Here is an 18,491-nt window from a genome sequence, read left to right on the forward strand (position 1 = left end):
TGGGTGCCTTCCATACGCGCGGCTGACTGCCTGCCCGGAGTGGCGCGCCTCGCTCATGGCCCCCAAGCCACTTTCAACGTATATGGCTGGCTGGCACTGCTGCCGCTCACGCGATAAACCAGGACGTAGTATCGGCCACTCACACCATTACCGCTATATACAATCTTCTCAGTGGGCCCGCTGCCCGAAGATACGCCTAGTTGCCGTAGATTTCCGTTGACCATATCCGCAAGGTACAGATCATAATCGGTGCCAGGTGGTATGCCTGTCAGGTCGATGGTGGCCGTGAATGGCGTGGTCGCGTCGAAGAAGTAATAATCATAGTTGTCCGCGCTCGATGACAGGTACGCTTTGTACTCAGCGCCGGATAGCAGCGGACCAAAGGCCGTCTGCCAAGTGTCGTTCAGCTCGTATGGATCCGCGCCGTTGAGCCAGGCGGTGAGCGTATACGGGTTCGCGCCGCCCGCGACGGTTACGGGATGAACATGCCCGTAATATGTTCCGGCAACAGCCTCGTAGACGATGTGCTCGCTGGAGCTCATCAGCCGCGTGGAACTGGAAATCACGGCGAACGTGCTACCAAGCAGTTCAAGGTCGTAGTTGGCGCCCGTCGTCAGCCCCGTCAACTCAAGCGCGATCACGCGCGGCGTGGTCACCACCAGGCGGTAGTAATCCTCGTCGTTCGAACGGCAAATCGTGCCGTTCACGACCGAGATATTGGTCAACACAAGCGGCGTCGTCTGTGGCGAATCGTTGGCCGGCTCGGATGGGTCGAGCAGGCACTCCGTGCTGACGTTGCGCAGCACGGTCGGTAGATAGGTCTTAAACGGTTTGACAAACACGGTCACTTCGGCGGTTTTGGCCGGCTCAACATTGCCGGCTAGATCGCGGGCCCGCGAGCGGAAGTAGTAGTAGGTATTGGCAGTGCCAAAGTTGTACGCCAAGCTCAAATCACAGGTTGTCGTGAGCAAACGCCAAATCAAGGAGGGCTCTGTGGCATACTCGATATCCGTGCTCTCGACGCCCAGTCTGTCGGTCACCACCCACGTCAACGTGATACTGGCGGGCGACTCCAGCGTATACGCCGATGTCGTCGTCAGCCGCGACACCGGCGCGATGCGATCGACCGTGACTATTGACGTAGCTGTATTGGTCAGACCGAACGTGTCCCAGGCCACGGCGGTCAGCGTGAACGTCGTTTCGGTGAGCGGCAACGTCCATAGCGCGGACCATGTCGAGATAGCCCCCGTATCGGTTAGCGTGGTCCACAACCATGACGACGTCCCGCTCGTGTACACCCACACCCAGGCAATGCCGTTATTGTCCGAAGCCGTGCCGGTGATCGATGCGAGCGACGGGCTGGCGAGGTTGTACGTAGTGCCGGTGATCGGTGTGACGATTTTGATGGTCAGCGCTGTGGTGTCCACCACCACAGGCACCGACGCTCCGGCGGCCTGTACGTTGCCCGCGTTGTCGCGCGCCACGCTCACAAACTCGTGCGATACGTTGTCCTCGATTGGAACATCCCACGTGATATACCATGTCCGCGTCACCGCCTGCGGGTCGCCGAGTAGCGTCCCCGTCAGCGGGGGGTTGCTCCCGTCAATCCGTACGACGACCATGGTCACAAACGACGTGGCGTCTGCCGCGCTCCCCCACAGCGTATAGGTCCCGGCCGTCGTGATGACGCTCTGCGGCGCGGTGATGAGCGACGTCGGTTGGGTGAGATCGGTCGGGAGCGTATAGGACGGGCTGGTCTGCGAGAAGCCGTTCGTGTCACTGATGACAAATTGGATCTGGTTGGCCGTGGCGGATTCCACCAGCGGAATATCGGTGATCGTCATCAGCGCCACGTTACCGGGCAGCGACAGCGAAAGCAGGTTCGTGACCCTCAATGGCGCGTTGGACAGATCACCCACATTCGTCGCTCGGTAACGCGCAGTCGGGAGCGATAGCGGTTGGATACTGGTCACAGCGATGGCCGCCGTTACGGAGGTATCAGTGAGCCAACCGCTCGGCGTGAGGGAGACGGCAAATGAGATTTGGCCGGATGGTCTAGCCGTCGCATCAAGCGTGCCGCCGCCAGAGTGCAATGGCGTGCCACGCGACCCGGCGGCATGGGCCGCGCCGGCGGATTGTGCGCCACCCAACGTAACGATCAGAACGATAATCAGCGCAAACGCCATGCCGACGAACGTGACGACGCGACCGGCGCGCCGGATAAAGGGTGAAACCACAGCTTGGCTCCTCAGCACGATATGACTGTCGCGCTATTGGACATCGACTTCCCGACTATCTTCTTGAATACACTCGCCCGTGATCGGACTTTGCTTCACGCACATGGTGACGATCTTGAAAAGCTGCAACCTGAACGTCCATTCGTTGCCGACCGCGCTCACAAACTTGCCGGCGTTGTCCCGCACCATCACCCGCCAGCGATGCTCACCCGTGCCACCTAGCTTGGCCGGATCCATTGTGCACTGGTGCTGTGGATAGTCGCCCCTCATCGCGCAGTCGACATCGAGCCAATCGTCGGTGCCTGGCTTGGCAGTCTGCACCACCAAGTGATCGCCAGACACCATATCTCTGGGTGGATAGACCCAATCGAACAGCACGGCGAAGCCTTGCTCCACACGCTTGACACTCTTGTCAGGCGGCTCAGCCAACATGATCCCCGCATAGCGCGTGGCGACCACTAGCGCCGTCGGCGCTGGCCGCTCTGTTGGCGTGGGCCGCACGAGCGTTGAGGTGGGCACCAGAGTCGCTGGCACCGTTGCTGTTGGCGCTTGCGTCTCTGTTGCGGTCGGCACGCGGTTGGCGCCTGCTGCCAGCGTCGGCGCAAGCGTGGACGTGGACGTGGCCGTCGGCGCACGCGTCTCGCCCGGCGTCGCGGTCGGGCCGGCGCGCGTGACCGTCCGCACCAGCGTGGCCGTTGCAGGTGGCGGGTTCGGCGGCCCGCCCGCCAGCATGAACATGCCGAGGATCAGCGCGGCGATCGCGATCCCGGCGATCAGCGGAGCGTTCTGTTCGCCCCTTCTGCGCCCGGTGCGCGCAGCCGTCGCACCTTCTGTGCCTTCCGCCAGCAGCGCCGCGACCGCGCCCGCCGAGTGCGGGCGCCGCTGGACGTCCTTCTCCAGCGCCTGCAGGATGACCTGCTCGACGTGGCGCGGGAGCGCCGGGTTGAGCGCGCGCGGCGGCGTGGGCGCCGCCTCCAGAATCAACCGCAGCAGCGCAAACTCGTTGTCCGCCGCGAACGGCTTCTCGCCGGTCAGCATTTCGTACAGCATCACGCCGAACGCCCAGACGTCGACGCGATGGTCAATCGCGCGCGCGCCGCGCACCTGCTCGGGCGCCATGTAGGCGGGCGTGCCGACTCGCGCGCCGGTCGCGGTGAGGGCGCTGGCCGCCAGCATGTGCGCGATGCCGAAGTCGGCCAGCACCGCCTGCCCGTTGGCGCGCAAAAGCACGTTGCCCGGCTTGATGTCGCGGTGAACCACCGGGTGCGGACGCCGGTTGTGGGCGTAGTCGAGCCCGGCCGCCACGTCGCCCGCGATGCGCACCGTCGTTGCCAGATCGAGCCGCCGCCGACGCGCCAGCAGGCTGTCCAGCGAGCCGCCCTCGACGAGTTCCATCGCCAGGTAGAGCAGGTCGTCGTGCTCGCCGGACTCGAACACGCGCACGATATTGGGGTGACGCAGGCCGCGCGCCAGCTCGCACTCGCGCAGGAACCGCTCGCGGAAGCCGCCGGCGTGCATGGTCGGCGGCAGCACCTTAAGCGCGACCGTCTGCCCGCTCCGCGCGTCCACCGCGCGATAGACGACCGCCATGCCGCCCGCGCCGATGCGCGCGCGCACCTGATAGTGGCCCAGCGTGCGGCCCAGCAATGGATCAGTCGATGTCGCCATAGTCTCGTCAAACCGCGGGTGCGATTACCTTGCTCGCCATCACGACCGCAAACCAGATGAGCACCGTCGCGACGCCCACGACCAGTCCCCCGATTGCCCACCAGCGATGCGCCTTCGTTCCGACGATGCCCGCCGTGCACACGCCGACGGCCAGCACGCTCAGGTTGGGGATGGCTGAGAATGCACGATCGACCCACGCGAACTCCGTCGCGCCGCTCAGACCGGCAAGCAGCGCGCCGCCCAGCACGCCCGGAATCGCCAGCAGGCCGAGGGCGCTCAACAACGCGCCGGATACCGCCAAGCGATCGGCCATGCGAGCGCTCTCTCTGGGCGGGAGGATGCCTTTCGGCCAGTCGCGCTTTGAGAATAGCTCGCGCATGGGCAACCTGGCATGAGTGCGATACTGCGCCAGAAGTGTGAGCGCCCAAAACACCTGGAACCCACCCACGATCAGCCAGTGTACTCCGGCAGCACCCGCGAAACTGCCCAGCAGATTCTGCGCAGCCGCCCAACCCATGGTCACGGCCATAGTGAGCAAAATGGCCGGACTTCGAATCCGCCAGAGCAGGATGGCGAGTACGACCATCACCACGCCCCAGACTGGGTCCATCTCCCGATTGGCGGCCACCGACAAGATGCCGCCCAGCGCGGACCACTGGGCGAGCATAATCGCCCGGTTGTGATACCCCACAACGGTTTTTCGCTGCTCCAGCCACGGCGCGAGCTTCTTCTGGATTGCCGCGCTCGTCGCGGGATTAACAGCATAGGGCAAGCCGTCAGCATACGCCGCATCGCCCGCAGCGTGCGTTTCTGCTCTTCATACAGCGCGCCCAGGTTGGTGTACGCGACGAAGTAGTCGGGGCGTGCGGCGATGGCAGCGCGGTAGTGCCGCTCGGCCTCAGCCGACTCGTCCAACTCCTCGCAGGCGATGCCAACGCCGTTGTGCGCTGCCGGATTATGCGGATCCAGGCGCAGGATTTCTTCATACAATGCGCGCGCCTCGGCCCACTGCTCGTGCTCGGCGAGCAAATCGGCCTGCGCCAGTATGCCCGCGATATCATCCGGCCGCGCCGCCGCGGCCGGCGCCGGTTCAAGCGCCACCGGCTCGTTGTCAGCACTCATGGATCCTCCTGGATTTGCGCACGCCGGTTGAAAGCCATGTTGCCGTACCGACGCGGGGGCAAAGCGAATGGTGGCCCTGCGCACGGTCTATGAATGAATCCCAGTTCATGGCCCCCAAGTCACTTTCAATGTATAGGGTTGGCTGGGGTTGCTGCCAGCGTAACGATATACCAACACGTAGTATCGGCCGCTCGCACCATTACCGTTATATGTAATCTTCTCACTGGGACCACTGCCTGCAGATGAGCCAAGCGGCCGGAGAGTATTGCCATTTACTACGTCGTATAGATACAGGTCATAGTCGGTGCCCGGGGGTATGCCCGTCAGATCGATAGTAGCCGCAAACGGCGTGCTCACGTCGAAGAAGTAATAGTCATAGTTGTCCGCGCTCGAGGGCAGATACGCCTTGTACTCAGAGCCAGAAAGCAGCGGTCCATGGGCCGTCTGCCACGTGTCGTTCGGCTCGTATGGATCCGCGCCGTTGAACCAGGCGGTGAGCGTGTACGGATTCGCACCGCTCGCCACGGTTTCCGGATGAACATGCACGTAATATGTTCCGGCAACAGCCTCGTACGCGATATGCTCGCTGGAGCTCAGCGGGCGCGTGGAACTGGTAATCGCGTTCGACGAACCATCAAGCAGTTCCAACTTGTAGTTCGCGGTCGTCGTCAAGCCGGTCAACTCGAGCGCGATGACGCGCGGGGTGGTCACCACCACGCGGTAGTAATCCTCGTCGCTGGGGCGGCAAATCGTGCTGGTCATGACCGTGATATTCGTCAGCGCGATTTCCGTCGTCAGTGGCGAGTCGTTTTTGGGCTCAGATGGGTCGGGCAGGCACGCCGCGCTGAAGTCGCGCAGCACAGCCGGCAGGAAAGTCAGGTATGGTTTGACAAAAACGGTCACTTCGGCGGTCTTGGTCACTGGCTCGACGTTACCAGCCAGATCGCGAGCCTGCGAGCGGAAGTAGTAGTAGGTGTTGGCTGTGCTAAAGTTGTACGTTAGGTTCAAGTCATGGGTCGTCGTGAGCCAACGCCAATCGGTGGAAGCTGTTGTGTAGTATTCGATGTCCGTGCTCGCGACGCCGAGCCCGTCGGTGGGCACCCACGTCAAGGCGATGCTCGCGGGCGACTCCAGCGTAAGAGCCGACGACGATTCCAGCCGCGATACCGGCGCGATGCGATCGACCGTGATGACCGCTGTACCTGTAACGGTGTGGCCGCTGTTGTCGCGGGCCGTGGCGGTTACGATGAACGTCGATTCGACAAGCGGCAACGTCCACAGCGCGGACCACGTTGAGATATCGCCGGTGGCCGTCAGTGCGGCGGTCATCCATGCCGCCAGCCCGTTTGTGTAAACCCGCACGTAGGCAATGCCACTATTGGCCGACGCCGTGCCGGATATCAACGCGATCGACGGGCCGGCGAGATTGTACGTAGTGCCGGCGGTCGGTGTGACGATTTTGATGGTCAGCGCCGTAGTGTCAACCGGCACCTTCGTTGGCGCGCCGGCAGTCTGCACGTTACCGGCCTTGTCGGTCGCAACGCTCACCAACTCGTGCTGTGAATTGTCATCTACCGGAACATTCCACGTGACATACCACGTCCGCGTCACCGCCTGCGGGTCGCCGAGGAGCGTCCCTGTCAGCGGGATGTCGTTCCCAACCATCAGCACAACGACCGTGGACACCAGCGACGTGGCGTCTGCCGCGCTCCCCCACAGCGTATAGGTCCCGGCCGTCGTGATGACGCTCTGCGGCGCCGTGATGAGCGACGTCGGCTTGGTGAGATCGGTCGGGAGCGTGTATTCCCGACTGGTCTGCGAGAAGCCGTTCGTGTCGCTGATGACGAATTGGATCTGGTTAGCCGTGGCCGATTCCTCGAGTGGGATATCGGTGACCGTCAGCAACGCCGCGTTGCCCGACAGCGACAGCGGCAGCAGGTTCACGTTCGTCAGTGGTGCGCTGGACAGATCATCAACTTTTGTCACGCGGTAGCGCGCCGTCGTGATATTCAGCGGCTGGACGCTGCTCACTGCGATCGTCTCCACTACGGAGGCACCGGTGAGCCACCCGCTCGGCGTGAGCGAGACGGAAAATGAGATTTGGCTGGATGGAGTAGGCGTCGCATCAGGCGGACCGCTTTCGGGGCGCACAGACGCGCCGCGCGGGCCGGTGGCGTGGGACGCGCCGGCGGATTGCACGCCGCCCAGTGCAACGATCAAAACGATGACCAGCGCAAACGCCATGCCGACGAACGTGACGACGCGTCCGGCGCGCCGGATAAAGGGCGAAACCATAGATTGTCTCCTCAACGCGATCTGACCGCCGTGCTATGGGACGTCGACTTCCTGATCAGCTTCAGTAATACACTCTCCCGAAACCGGGTTTCTCTTCACGCACACGCTGACGATCTTGAAAAGCTTCAACATAAACGTCCATTCGTTGCCGACCGCGCTGGCTAGCTTACCGGCGTTGTCCCGCACCATTACCCGCCAGCGATAGTCACGCGTACCGCCCAGCTTGGCCGGATCCGCGTTGCACTGGTGCTGTGGGGTGTCGCCGGTCATCGTACATTCCACATCGCTCCACTCGTTGGTGCCGGGCCTGGCGATCTGTACGACGAAATGATCTCCGGACGCCAGTTCTTTGGGCGGATAGCTCCAATCAAACAGCAGGGCGAAGCCTTGCTCCACGGGCTTCGTGCTCTTGTCAGGCGGATCAGCCAACGTGATGCCCGCATAGCGCGTGGCGACTGTCGGGGCTAGTTGCGGCACCACGGTTGCGGGTGCTGGCGTGTTCGTCGGTGTCGGCGATGCGGATCCGCGGCTTGGGCCTGTGGCTGCTGTCGGCGCAAGAGTGGGCGTGGCCGTCGGCGCGCGCGTCTCGCTGGGCGTCGCGCTCGGCCCAGCCACCGCAGTGACTGCGTGCGTGACTGTGGGCACAGGCGCGGGCGTGGGGGGCGGTGGCGGCGGCCCGCCGGCCAGTGCGAAGATGCCGATGACAAGCAACGCGACCACCACTCCGGCAATGAGCGGCATGTTTCCGGTCAGCGGTTTGCGGCCGCCCGCCCGCCCGGCGGCCGCGCCGCCCGGCGCGCGCGCCGGGCCGAACGTATCGAGCTCGACCAGCAGCACCGTGATGTTGTCGGGGCCGCCGCGCTTGTTCGCCAGGTTGATCATCTGCTGCGCGCCGGTGTTCAGCGCGGCCTGGCGCGCCATACGCGCCAGTTCCGCGTCCGACGCCAGGTCGCTCAAGCCGTCCGTGCACAGCAGTAGGCGGTCGCCGGGCTGGAGCGCGCGCGGCGCGACGCTCAGCTCTGGCTCCAGGCTCGCCTCGCCGCCGACCGAGCGGGTAATTATATTGCGCTTGTCGCTCTTCTCGGCTTCCGCCAGCGTCAGCGCGCCGATGCGCACCTGGTCATAGACCCACTTGTGGTCGGTGGTCAATCGCTCGACGGCGCCGTTGCGGTGCAGCAGATAGGCGCGGCTGTCGCCGGCATGTGCGACATAGAGATAGCCGCCGAGCGTGACGGCGCACACGACCGTTGCCGACATCTTCTCGGTGCGTACGTCGCCGCTCTTTGCCTGGGTGTAGATCGCCGTGTTGGCGCGCTGAATCGCCGCACGCAGACGCTGCGCGGGGTCGGGCGTCGCGTCGGCGTAGTACGCTTGCGGGATCAATTCCACCGTCATGCGGCTGGCCAGTTCACCACCGGCGTTGCCGCCGACGCCGTCGGCGACGATGAAAAGGGCGCCCTGCTGCGCGATCTGCTGGGGTTGGATGCCCGCCGGGAAGTAGGCATTGTCCTGATTGTCGGTGCGCTGCTTCCCCTGGTCGCTCAGGTACCCAACGCCGGGCATTGTCTTTCCTTGCATCAGCGGCGGCATACATTCTCCTTGCACAGCATCGTATGGACTGGCAGCATAAGTGATCCGGCTGTGTGTGATCAGTTATGCGGCAGCGGTGTCGGCGGCACCGCTGTTGGCGGCACGGGTGTCGGCGGTATCGCCGTCGGCGGCACGGACGTGGGCGGTATCGCAGTCGCCGCGACAGTCGGCACAATCGCGGTCGGCGGCGGTGTCACCGATGGCGGCGCGGGTTTTTCGGTCGGCGGCGGTGTAACCTTCGGCGTGCCGCTGGACGGTGTTGGTGTCATGGATACGACGGCTGGTTTCGTCTCAGTCGGCGCGACCGAGACAGTCGACGGCGATGGTGTGGCCGTCGCTGTTGGCCCGGGCAGTGGCGCTGTCGTCGCGGTGGGCGCAATGGGCGCGGCCGTCGGCGCGGGTGACGGCGATGGCGTCAATGCCAGCGGCGCGGCCGTGGTCGGCGCGCCGATCGTCATGATTGCAGTGGCCGGCGGCGTCGCAATCGCCGTCTGGCTGCGCGCCGGCGTTAGCGCCGCCGTCGGCGTGGCCGTCGCGATCGCCAGCAAGGTATTCAGCCCGCCGGCGACGGGGAATATGAACACGATCGCCAGCAACGCGATCATCGCGCTGATCAGCAGCAGCGGCGTGAGCGGCGCCGGTGCTCGACCGGGCATGCGCACGACGACGGCGGTGCTGTTGTCAGGGCCGCCGTGCCCGTCGGCCAGTGCGACCAGCCGTCGAGCCGCCTCCAGCGCCGACGGCGCGTCAAGCGCGCGGCGCATCTCGGCATTGCTCACCGGTCCATGTACGCCATCCGAACAGAGCAGCAGGATATCGCCCGGCCGCAATGCCTCCCGCGCCGAGACGGTGACCGCCACCTCCGGCTTAGTGCCGAGCGCTTGGAGCAGTTGGTTGCGCATCACGCTCCGCCGTGCCTGTGCGCGGGTTAGCGTGCCCGACTGCACCTGCGCCTCGACCCAGGTGTGGTCAACCGTCAGCGCTTGCAGGCGATTGCCGCGCCGGCGGTAGGCGCGGCTGTCGCCGACGTGCGCGATCGTCAGGCCGTCCGCCCGCGCGACCGCCGCGACGATGGTGCAGCCCATCTCGTACTGGCTCAGATCGGCCGACGCCTGTGCGTAAATGGCGCCGTTGGCCTGATGGACGGCGCGCTCCAGCGCGGCGGCGGGTCCGTCGAACGGCTCGGACTCGTAGTAGGCGTGAAAGAGCGTCTCGATCGCGATGTGGCTGGCGACTTCGCCGGCGGCGTGCCCGCCCATGCCGTCGGCCACGGCGACCAGCAGGCCGCGCGCGGCCACGCGCGCCGGATCCGCGCCCAGCGCGGCGGACGGCACGCCGTAGAAGTCCTCCTGGTGGTCGCGCGCGAGCCCGATGGACGATGCGGCGCCGATCTCGGGTGCGGACGGCGATGGTGGCATAGGCGTGGCTAGAACCAGCCCCTCCGGTGGACGATATACGTGTTCGTAAACTCCGCGTCCGTCTTCGTCAGATACATGATGCCCTCAATGATGCCGATGATCGCCATAGCCGCGCCCGGCATATTGGTCCACGTCCACAGCAGACCGGCGACAGTGACCGCCGCCATGATCGCGCCTTCGGCCATGTAGCCGAGCAGGAACTTGTGGATGCCGAGCGCCCCCAGCACGATGGCGCACAGGCCCGCCGCCGTGCGCGTAGCGCCCATCGCGGACCGGCGCGCGCTCAAGTGCCGCGGCGCGCCGGGGGCAAAGCGCGTGCGGAAGCGGTGGCCGCAGTTGCGGCAGACCATCGCATCGAGCCGCGCGGTCGCGCGGCAGCGCGGGCAGTGTTTCATGTTGGACATGGCATGCTCTACGTTTCGTTGGGTTCAGGCTCCATCACGAGCACATTGGCGTTCGTGCAATACTACCCCCCCCGGACAACGATTGTGTAGCCAGCCCAGAGATAACCGCAAAAATTCCGATACCCAACGATGTACCATCGCGGATTCCCAAAATACGGTACGCCGTTCTCTTCCACGCCGTAGTAGTAGAGTTCTGACTTATATGCAAGTTTTGTCAAAGCGCTCCCCTCGTTTCTTGGACCAATCATCAGTCCAGGCTGAGACATAGGCTTCTTGCTCCGCTCGTCAACCATAATGAGACTACCCAGTGGCGTGCGCTCACACGGCCCGGCACTTGGCGGCGTTTGTGTGGTTGACGGGACGGCTGTTGCCGAGGTGATAGCCGTTGCTGTTGGCACTGGCGGTGCTACCGTAGGGACTGCCTTCGTCGGAGTCGCGGTGGCTGCGCGCGTTGGTGTCGGTGTGGGCGGTGGCGTTTCTGGTACGCGTATCGGACCCGTCACCGCGGTCGGCGTGGCGGTCGGTATGAGTGCCACGGCCGGCACGGTGGGCGTCCCGGTGTCGCCACGCCACGGGCCGTCGACGCTTAGCAACGCAATCAGCACGACGACCAGCGCGGCGGCCAAACCGGCGCCCATCCAGAGCGGAACCGGCAGGCGCGCCGCCATACCCGCGCCGCCCGGCATGCGCGCGACCACCGCGCTGATGTTGTCGGGCCCGCCGCGCTGGTTTGCCAGTTGGATCAGCCGCGTGACCGCCTCGTGCGGCGGGCGCGCCGCCGCCTCGCGCGCCAGTTCGGCGTCGCGCACCTGGCCGTGCAAGCCGTCGCTGCACAACAGGACGACATCGCCCGGCGTCAGGTCGACCGTGAACGTGTCGACCTCAACCGCCGGTTGGCGGCCCAGCGAGCGCGTGATCTGATTGCGGAGCGGGTGCGCGCGCGCCTCCACGGCGGTCAGCACCCCGGCGCGCAACTGCTCGGCCACCCACGAATGATCGTGCGTAATCTGGCGGCTCCGGCCGCCGTGCACGACGTAGGCGCGGCTGTCGCCGACGTTGGCTACCAGAAGTCGGTTGCCCAGCAGCACGGCCGCCACGATGGTCGAGCCCATCTCCGCATGATCGGCCTGCTGTTGCGCCTCGCCGTAGATGGCGGCGTTCGCCGCTTCCACGGCGCCGCGCAGCGCGGCGAGCGCATCCGGCGACGGATCGGCGGCGTACGTCTGCGCGACGCGCTCGACCGCGATTTCGCTGGCGCGCGCGCCGCCCTGGTAGCCGCCGATCCCGTCGGCGACGATCAGCAGGCGGCCGTGGGCAGCGTCCGCCGTCGGCGCCCAGTACACGTGGTCCTGGTTGTCGGGCCGCTTCTGCCCGGGGTCGGTGTCGCCATACACAGCCGGCTCGGCGATGGCCGCGGCGGTGCGAGTGGGTGCCTGTGGGTTCACGGGTTTGCTCCCTAGCGCGGCATTACAGCGTTCGGATTGATCAGTTGCCCGCGCGCATCATATTCGGCGGTATAGGTTACACCCTGCACGGTGACGGTGACGAAGCGGCAATACTCCCCGGGCGCCCCGGTCGATGAGTACCAGGTCCACGGAAACGAGTCTTTCCCGGCCGGGATCGTGGGCGGCGTGCCTTTGATACCGTTCTGCCAGCCCTGGTCAACGCTGTAGTAGTTCGCGCGGTACAAGATGCGGATCGAGCCATCCGGGCGGGCCACGGCGATCGCCGGCTGGTAATCGGGCCAGTCGAGGTTTTGCGCGCTCAGATTGTGATAGATGTTCTTCATCTGGCACCAGCGCATGTCGCCCGTGCGGTTTTCATAGTCCATATTGCCCTGCCACTCCACTGTGACGACGCCGCGGAGCGGCCCGGGCGTCGGCGGCACGCTCGTGGAGGCTGCGGCGCCGGCACGCGTGGGCGCCGGCGCCGGCGTCGGGGTCAGTGCGCGGAGCGCGGCCAGCGCTTCCGGGCCGCCCGGCACAACCGCCAGCGCCGCCTGATACTCGGTGGCCGCGCCGTTTTTGTCGCCGCGACTTTCCAACTGCTTGCCGTAGTTGTAATGCGCCGTATACAACTTGTCGCGCGCCGTCGTGTCGGTGGGCGCCAGGCTCCGAATTTGCTCGAGTAGCTGAATCGCGCGCGGCCAATCGCCCGCGCCCCATGCCACGTCGAGCGCGGCGCGCGCGCCGGCCAACGCCTGCTCGGGAGACTGGGTACCCGAGGGTGCCGGTGATGGCGCCGCCGTCGCACCGGGGGTAGCGCTGCGTGTGGCGCCGGCGGCCGGCGGTGTACCCGTGGGCCCGGCGGTCGCGGTGGTGCCGGCCGCGGTCGGCGTTACGGCCGTGGTCGGCGTCGGCGACGCGAACATCATGATCGCGACAATCAGTCCGACGGCGACGAGCGCCCCCACCAGCACGGGCATCGAATTGCTATTGGGCATCATAGGCTCCTTTCCGGCATGACCAGTGAGACGGATAATCGGCGCGGGCAAGCCCGGCGCCGCTAATGCACATGCTTTGCGCCACCGGGCGCGTGATGCGATGAAGGCGGCGCTGACGTCTGGCGGAAGACCAGCCGCGCGCGGCCGATCTCGATCCGGTCGCCATCGCGCAGCAGCACGCTTTCGACTTTGCGGCCCTGCACGCGCACGCCGTTCGGGCTGTCCAAATCGTGGATCGCATACCCGCTGCTATGGCGCACGATGCGCGCGTGCCGGCGCGAAACCTGCCGGTCGTTCAGCCGCAGATCGCAGCCCGGATCGCGGCCAATCGTCAGGCTATCGTGCCGGATGGCGACGAAGTGCCCATCGGCCAATTGGACGCCGACGCCAGATTGCGCCGCATCGGTTCGACTACGCGACGCGCCATGCGGCCCCACATAACGGAATTCGGTCGTTCCCACCCGGAGGCGGTCGCCGTCCTGCAGACGGTGGCGCTTGACCGGTTGCCCGTTCACAAAGGTGCCGTTCCGGCTCTGCAGGTCCTCAAGCACGTGACTGTGGTGCGTGGCGACGATGCGTGCGTGGCGTTGCGAGACCTGCGGGTCGCGCAGCGCGATCTGGGCGCGACGATCGCGCCCGATCAGCACGACGGGGCGTCCGAGGCCGTATTGGGCGCGGGCGGTCTGGCCGCGCGCCAATTGCAGGAACGGCTGGCCGGGGCGCACCGCCGGCGGCCGGCTGCCGGACGCGTACATGAACAGCGCGGCGACGCCTACGACGGCCAGCACAAATGCCAGCGCCCCGGCCCCGTTGTCCGGCGGCGTGATGGCACCCGCTTTTTCTGTATGGGCCGTGATCGAATAGGGCTCGTCGTCTTCGGAAACCGCTTTGCCGACCACGGTCGTTGACCACTTCCCAGACACGGGATTCTTCACCGAGAGCCGGAGCTGAGTCGCTTCACGCGTCCAAGTCACACCGGGGTACGCTTCGTCAACCACCCGGCCATTGGGATCCGTGACCGACAGGTCGAGGGTGCTGCCCGGCCAACGCAATGCGATGGTCAGGTCGGCTTGTTTGTCGGCGACGGCGATCTCTCCCGCCGACTGTCGCTCGTCTTGTTTGATCGTACCTATAGACTGATATACCAGCGGACGCGCGAAACCGGGACTGCCTAGCCGATCGAGGATAAACTTCGACGGATCGATGTGGCCGCTCGTTGCAAATTCTGATTTCTCCAGCACATAACCAGCGGCATTGTAATGAGTTATGGACCCATCCATGCAGTGTGTAGTCAGCGGGTTCTTGTTGTGGACCTCAAAGTGCAGGTGCGAATTATCATTCCCCCATGGATCGGTCTGGTATAGTATTTTGCCCAATACTTCGCCGCGTGTGACTGAGTCTCCGGCGCGAAGCATCCGCGCGAGAGTAATGTGGCCGTACAGCGCCCAAACCCCTTCGCCCTCGTGGTTTATCAGGACTGCATACCCCGGGTAGTCGCTGGACGCAATTTCGGAAACGCGCCCGTCTGCGATGACATGAACGGGTTTCCCCTTCGCCGATCCGCTGCTGCTCAGAAACCAGTCTTCGCCGGCATGTATTAATTCACTGAGCGGCTTTTTGCCGAAACATTCTTTTGCAGGCGTAGGGTTCCGCGTGTTGGATCCAAAGGGGTAAATTAACGCGAAGCCTTCTTGAGTCGGGTCAGTCCCCGTGTCCCCAAGTGGGAACCTGATGCTATCGCGGCGAGGCGGTGGGGGCGGCGGAACGGTGGCCTTGTCGTGCACCTCGATCCAGATGCGCGGATTAGGTTCGATACCATGCCACTGGCCGCCGGCATCCTGATAGGTGGGTTCAATAAAGTACTCGCCGGGAGCACTGAACGAACGGCTCATGTGGTAGGTATAGGCCACGCGCGAGTTGAACGAGATATTCATCAGCGCTGGGAAGTCCACTTCGGGCGCATTCCACTCCAGGCGGCGCGCGTCCGGCCCGCGCGCGCTGGCATTCAGGCGCTGAACCGTTATGCTCTGACCGCCGACGTTGCGCACGGTGAACTCGACCGTGACCGCTTCCCCGACTTCCGGTTTAAGGTTGGACACCGTCATGTCGCCTTCGACGGCGAGCCGCGCCGCGGCGGCCGGCGGCGGAGGTCGCACCGGTGTTGGCGTTATCGTGATATCAGGCGGGGGCGCCGGGATGTTCTCTGGCGTCACGTCGAACCAGACGCGCGTAAACGGCGGAATGCCATGCCACTCACCGCCGCTATCCTGCCAGATCGGCTCAGCGAAGTATTCGCCCGGCTGGTCAAACGATCGGCTCTGCTGGTACGCGTACGTTTGCCCCGGCTGGAGCGTGAGGTTCTGGACGGACGGAAAATCAACCTCCCGCGCCGCCCATTCCTGGCTGCGGGCATCTGGGCCGCGCCCGCCTGCATTCAGGCGCTGCATCGTCACCGGCTGGCCGCCCGTGTTGCGCACGCTGAACCGCGCCGTAACGCTACTGTTCACCTTTGGCGTCGTGCTCGAGAGCGTCAGCGCATCGGCGATCTCTAGCTGGCCCGGCTGTTGCGGTGGCACCGGCGTTACCGTGATCACCGGCGCGACGTCGAACCAGACGCGCGTAAACGATGGAATGCCATGCCACTCACCACTGCCATCCTGCCAAGTCGGCTCGGCGAAGTAGTCGCCGGCCTGATCAAACGATCGGCTTTGCTGGAACGTGTACGTTTGCCCCGGCTGAAGCGTAATGTTCTGCACGGACGGGAAATCGACCTCTCGTGCCACCCATTCCTGGCTGCGGGCATCTGGGCCGCGCGCGCTCGCATTCAGACGCTGCATCGTCACCGGTTGGCCGCCGGTATTTCGCACACGGAAGCGTGCCGTGACGGTTTGATTCACGTTGGGCGTCGTGCTCGACAGAGACAGCGCTTCGGCGACCTCCAACTGGCCCGGCTGTTGCGGCACCGGCGTCGGGGTCAACGTGACCGGCTGGGCGACATCGAACCAGACGCGCGTAAACGGCGGAATGCCATGCCACTCACCGCCGCCATCCTGCCAGGTCGGCTCAGCGAAGTAGTCGCCGGCCTGGTCAAACGATCGGCTCTGCTGGAACGTGTACGTTTGCCCCGGCTGGAGCGTAATGTTCTGAACGGACGGGAAATCGACCTCCCGCGCCGTCCAGTCCTGGCTGTGCGCACCCGGGCCGCGCGCACTCGCATTCAGCCGCTGCATCGTCAGCGGCTGACCGCCGGTGTTGCGTACGCTGAAGCGCGCCGTGACGCTCTGATTGACATTGGGCTTGGTGCCCGACAGCGAAAGCGCATTGGCGATCTCCAATTGACCCGGGGCTGCCGGCGGGATCGGCTGCAGGACAATCACGTTGACATAGCTGGTCCGACCGTCGGGCCATTTCACGTCAGACCAATTAGATCCATCCGGTGAATAGTTGGGCGTGAACCAGAATGAGCCTGTGTGATCCAGGCTGCGATTGGTGTCATAGCGAAATTCCTGGCCCGGTGCCAGCGTGAAGTTTTCAAACCAGTAAAAACTGTAGTCGCCGTTGTTCGCGTCGCGGCCCTTGACGCCAAAGTAGCGGGCGCTGAACGTCTGGCCGCCTACGTTCTTCGCGCGGAACGCGGCATTGATTGCTTGTCCGGGCGCGGGGCGCAGGTTCGAGATCACCAAATCCGAGGTCAGCACGATACTGGCGGCCTGTGCCGGGGGTGGAGGAGGCGGCTGGCCGCCGAGGCACGCCGTGGCCTGGGAACGATAGACCCAACCCGTGCCGCCGCTTGGATCACCGGCTTCCTTGCGGCTTGTGTCCCACCACTCTTGGCCATCGGCGCTGCGCGGGCCGTTGATGATTTTCACAGCCCAGCTATTCTCGGGCACGATCGTGTGGACGTAATAGGCCAAGCCAGGGCCGGTACGGATCTGCGTGCCGCGACAGAGGCCGACGATACTACCTATGGCCCAGGTGTCCGCCGATGCAGATTGAACAGACCCCATCATTATCCCGGCGAGTAGAATGAAGATGGTCAGCAGGCCCCGGGCGCGATATATTGCGGATGTCATGGCTTGACTCCAGTCGTATTCACCGTGTCGCGCGATGGCGCGTGCGCATCGGCTGCATATGCCATCAGCATCACTGATGCGAATATCAGCGCATGGCGTGTGAAGCGAAACCACCGGCCGTTATTGCGAATGGTGATCATCAACTATTGCCAGTTCCGCGCTGCCAGCCAATTCCGGCGCGCGTCTCTGCCGATATGCTCACCACTGCGCAGGTCCCTTGGGGCAGGTTATTGTCAGTCATACATCTTCAGAAGCGCTGTGGATGATGCCGTTGGCGATCCAGCGCCGCTCCGACTACGACACCGATGAACCCCAGCAATGTCAGCCAGTATCCGGGTTCCAGATTGATCAGCAGGCCGACGGCCAAATTGCGTGGATCGCGGCGGGCCTGCTCAAGGGCAATGAATAACATGACGGTCGGCGCCATGCCGGCCAGCCCGGCTGCCAGTTGCTGCGTCGCCAGACGATGATCGTCGGGCGTATCGCCAGCCAGCGTCCGGTAGAGCAACCAGAGCACGGCCAGCGCCGCCGGTGGCGCGAGCCAGAGCAACCACGTCCAGGAGTTTCCCAGGCTCGAATTGGAGGCCAGGGCATATCCGCTATAGGCCAGCGAGCTTCCGCTGCACGACACGCTGAGCCACGGCATGAAGAAACAGAGCAAGGCCAACAGCGCGCCACCGCCTGAGAGCCGACGCTCTGAGCGCATGCTGCTCAGGCCCGCGCCCCACGGGGGCAGCACCGCGAACTGAGGCACCGGCGCCGAGATGCCGCGGGATGGCGCGAGGAACGGACCAGCGCGAAGGGCCAGCACAGTGGCACCCAGCTGTATGCGGTCGTTAACCCGCAACATATGCGGCTGAACCACGGGGTAACCATTTACCAGTACGCTTGCACCACCTTGGCGTGGAAACAGAACATACCGGCCTTGTTGCGCGCTGATGGCGGCATGACGCGCAAGCACTGACCTATCGGGCAACTGCAGGTCGAGTCCGGCACCCGCCCCTATTTCAAAGACGGGCGTGGTAAGCGCGAAACGGCTGCCCTGCAACGGGCCGTTGAGTACGACCAGCTCCATGGCGCGCGCGGCGCGCGGCGGATAGTCGGCACCGCAGTAGGGACAGCGAACCGCGCCGCCGATGCGCGGGCGATGGCACGACACACAGCGCTGTTCGAGCACGAGCTTCTGTACCGCCACGTACACTAGCCCGCCCAACAGCGCGAGAAAGACGAGTGTTTCCATG

At 64.8% G+C, this 18,491-nt stretch carries 12 protein-coding genes; all 12 read right to left on the reverse strand.

Annotated elements, in window-relative coordinates:
* Positions 1–53: 53 nt before the first annotated feature.
* The 12 genes from HZB53_06700 to HZB53_06755 all read right to left on the reverse strand — a co-directional run bounded on the left by HZB53_06700 (position 54) and on the right by HZB53_06755 (position 18,490).
* On the reverse strand, positions 54–2,237 hold the full coding sequence (locus tag HZB53_06700; GenBank protein ID MBI5877320.1) for a hypothetical protein: 2,184 nt from the start codon (positions 2,235–2,237) through the stop codon (positions 54–56).
* Positions 2,238–2,270: 33 nt separating this feature from the next.
* Positions 2,271–3,905: a protein kinase gene (locus HZB53_06705; protein MBI5877321.1), complete on the reverse strand. Its 1,635-nt coding sequence runs from the start codon at positions 3,903–3,905 to the stop codon at positions 2,271–2,273.
* 7 nt (positions 3,906–3,912) lie between these two features.
* Positions 3,913–4,572: a hypothetical protein gene (locus tag HZB53_06710; GenBank protein MBI5877322.1), complete on the reverse strand. Its 660-nt coding sequence runs from the start codon at positions 4,570–4,572 to the stop codon at positions 3,913–3,915.
* Positions 4,491–5,027 carry a tetratricopeptide repeat protein gene (locus HZB53_06715; GenBank protein ID MBI5877323.1) on the reverse strand — a complete coding sequence of 179 codons (537 nt, stop codon included), beginning with the start codon at positions 5,025–5,027 and terminating at the stop codon, positions 4,491–4,493. Before HZB53_06715 ends, HZB53_06710 begins: the two co-directional genes overlap by 82 nt.
* A 105-nt stretch (positions 5,028–5,132) precedes the next feature.
* Entirely contained in the window at positions 5,133–7,322 is a 2,190-nt protein-coding gene (locus HZB53_06720; protein ID MBI5877324.1) for a PPC domain-containing protein, read from the reverse strand.
* Between the two features lie 33 nt (positions 7,323–7,355).
* The gene (locus HZB53_06725; protein MBI5877325.1) at positions 7,356–8,885 is read right to left on the reverse strand and encodes a protein phosphatase 2C domain-containing protein; all 1,530 of its coding nucleotides are present in this window, start codon (positions 8,883–8,885) and stop codon (positions 7,356–7,358) included.
* 86 nt (positions 8,886–8,971) lie between these two features.
* Positions 8,972–10,330, reverse strand: a complete 1,359-nt coding sequence (locus HZB53_06730; GenBank protein ID MBI5877326.1) for a serine/threonine-protein phosphatase — start codon at positions 10,328–10,330, stop codon at positions 8,972–8,974.
* An 8-nt stretch (positions 10,331–10,338) separates the two neighbouring features.
* Entirely contained in the window at positions 10,339–10,596 is a 258-nt protein-coding gene (locus HZB53_06735) for a TM2 domain-containing protein (GenBank protein MBI5877327.1), read from the reverse strand.
* A 200-nt stretch (positions 10,597–10,796) separates the two neighbouring features.
* Positions 10,797–12,179 (reverse strand): Stp1/IreP family PP2C-type Ser/Thr phosphatase, encoded by a 1,383-nt coding sequence (locus HZB53_06740; protein MBI5877328.1) that lies wholly within the window; start codon positions 12,177–12,179, stop codon positions 10,797–10,799.
* Positions 12,180–12,190: 11 nt separating this feature from the next.
* Positions 12,191–13,177 (reverse strand): hypothetical protein, encoded by a 987-nt coding sequence (locus HZB53_06745; protein ID MBI5877329.1) that lies wholly within the window; start codon positions 13,175–13,177, stop codon positions 12,191–12,193.
* A gap of 62 nt (positions 13,178–13,239) precedes the next feature.
* Positions 13,240–17,250 carry an FHA domain-containing protein gene (locus HZB53_06750; protein ID MBI5877330.1) on the reverse strand — a complete coding sequence of 1,337 codons (4,011 nt, stop codon included), beginning with the start codon at positions 17,248–17,250 and terminating at the stop codon, positions 13,240–13,242.
* Between the two features lie 247 nt (positions 17,251–17,497).
* Positions 17,498–18,490 (reverse strand): FHA domain-containing protein, encoded by a 993-nt coding sequence (locus HZB53_06755; protein ID MBI5877331.1) that lies wholly within the window; start codon positions 18,488–18,490, stop codon positions 17,498–17,500.
* Position 18,491: the final 1 nt, after the last annotated feature.

It is taken from the genome of Chloroflexota bacterium, from assembly GCA_016235055.1.
GTDB lineage: Bacteria > Chloroflexota > Anaerolineae > JACRMK01 > JACRMK01 > JACRMK01.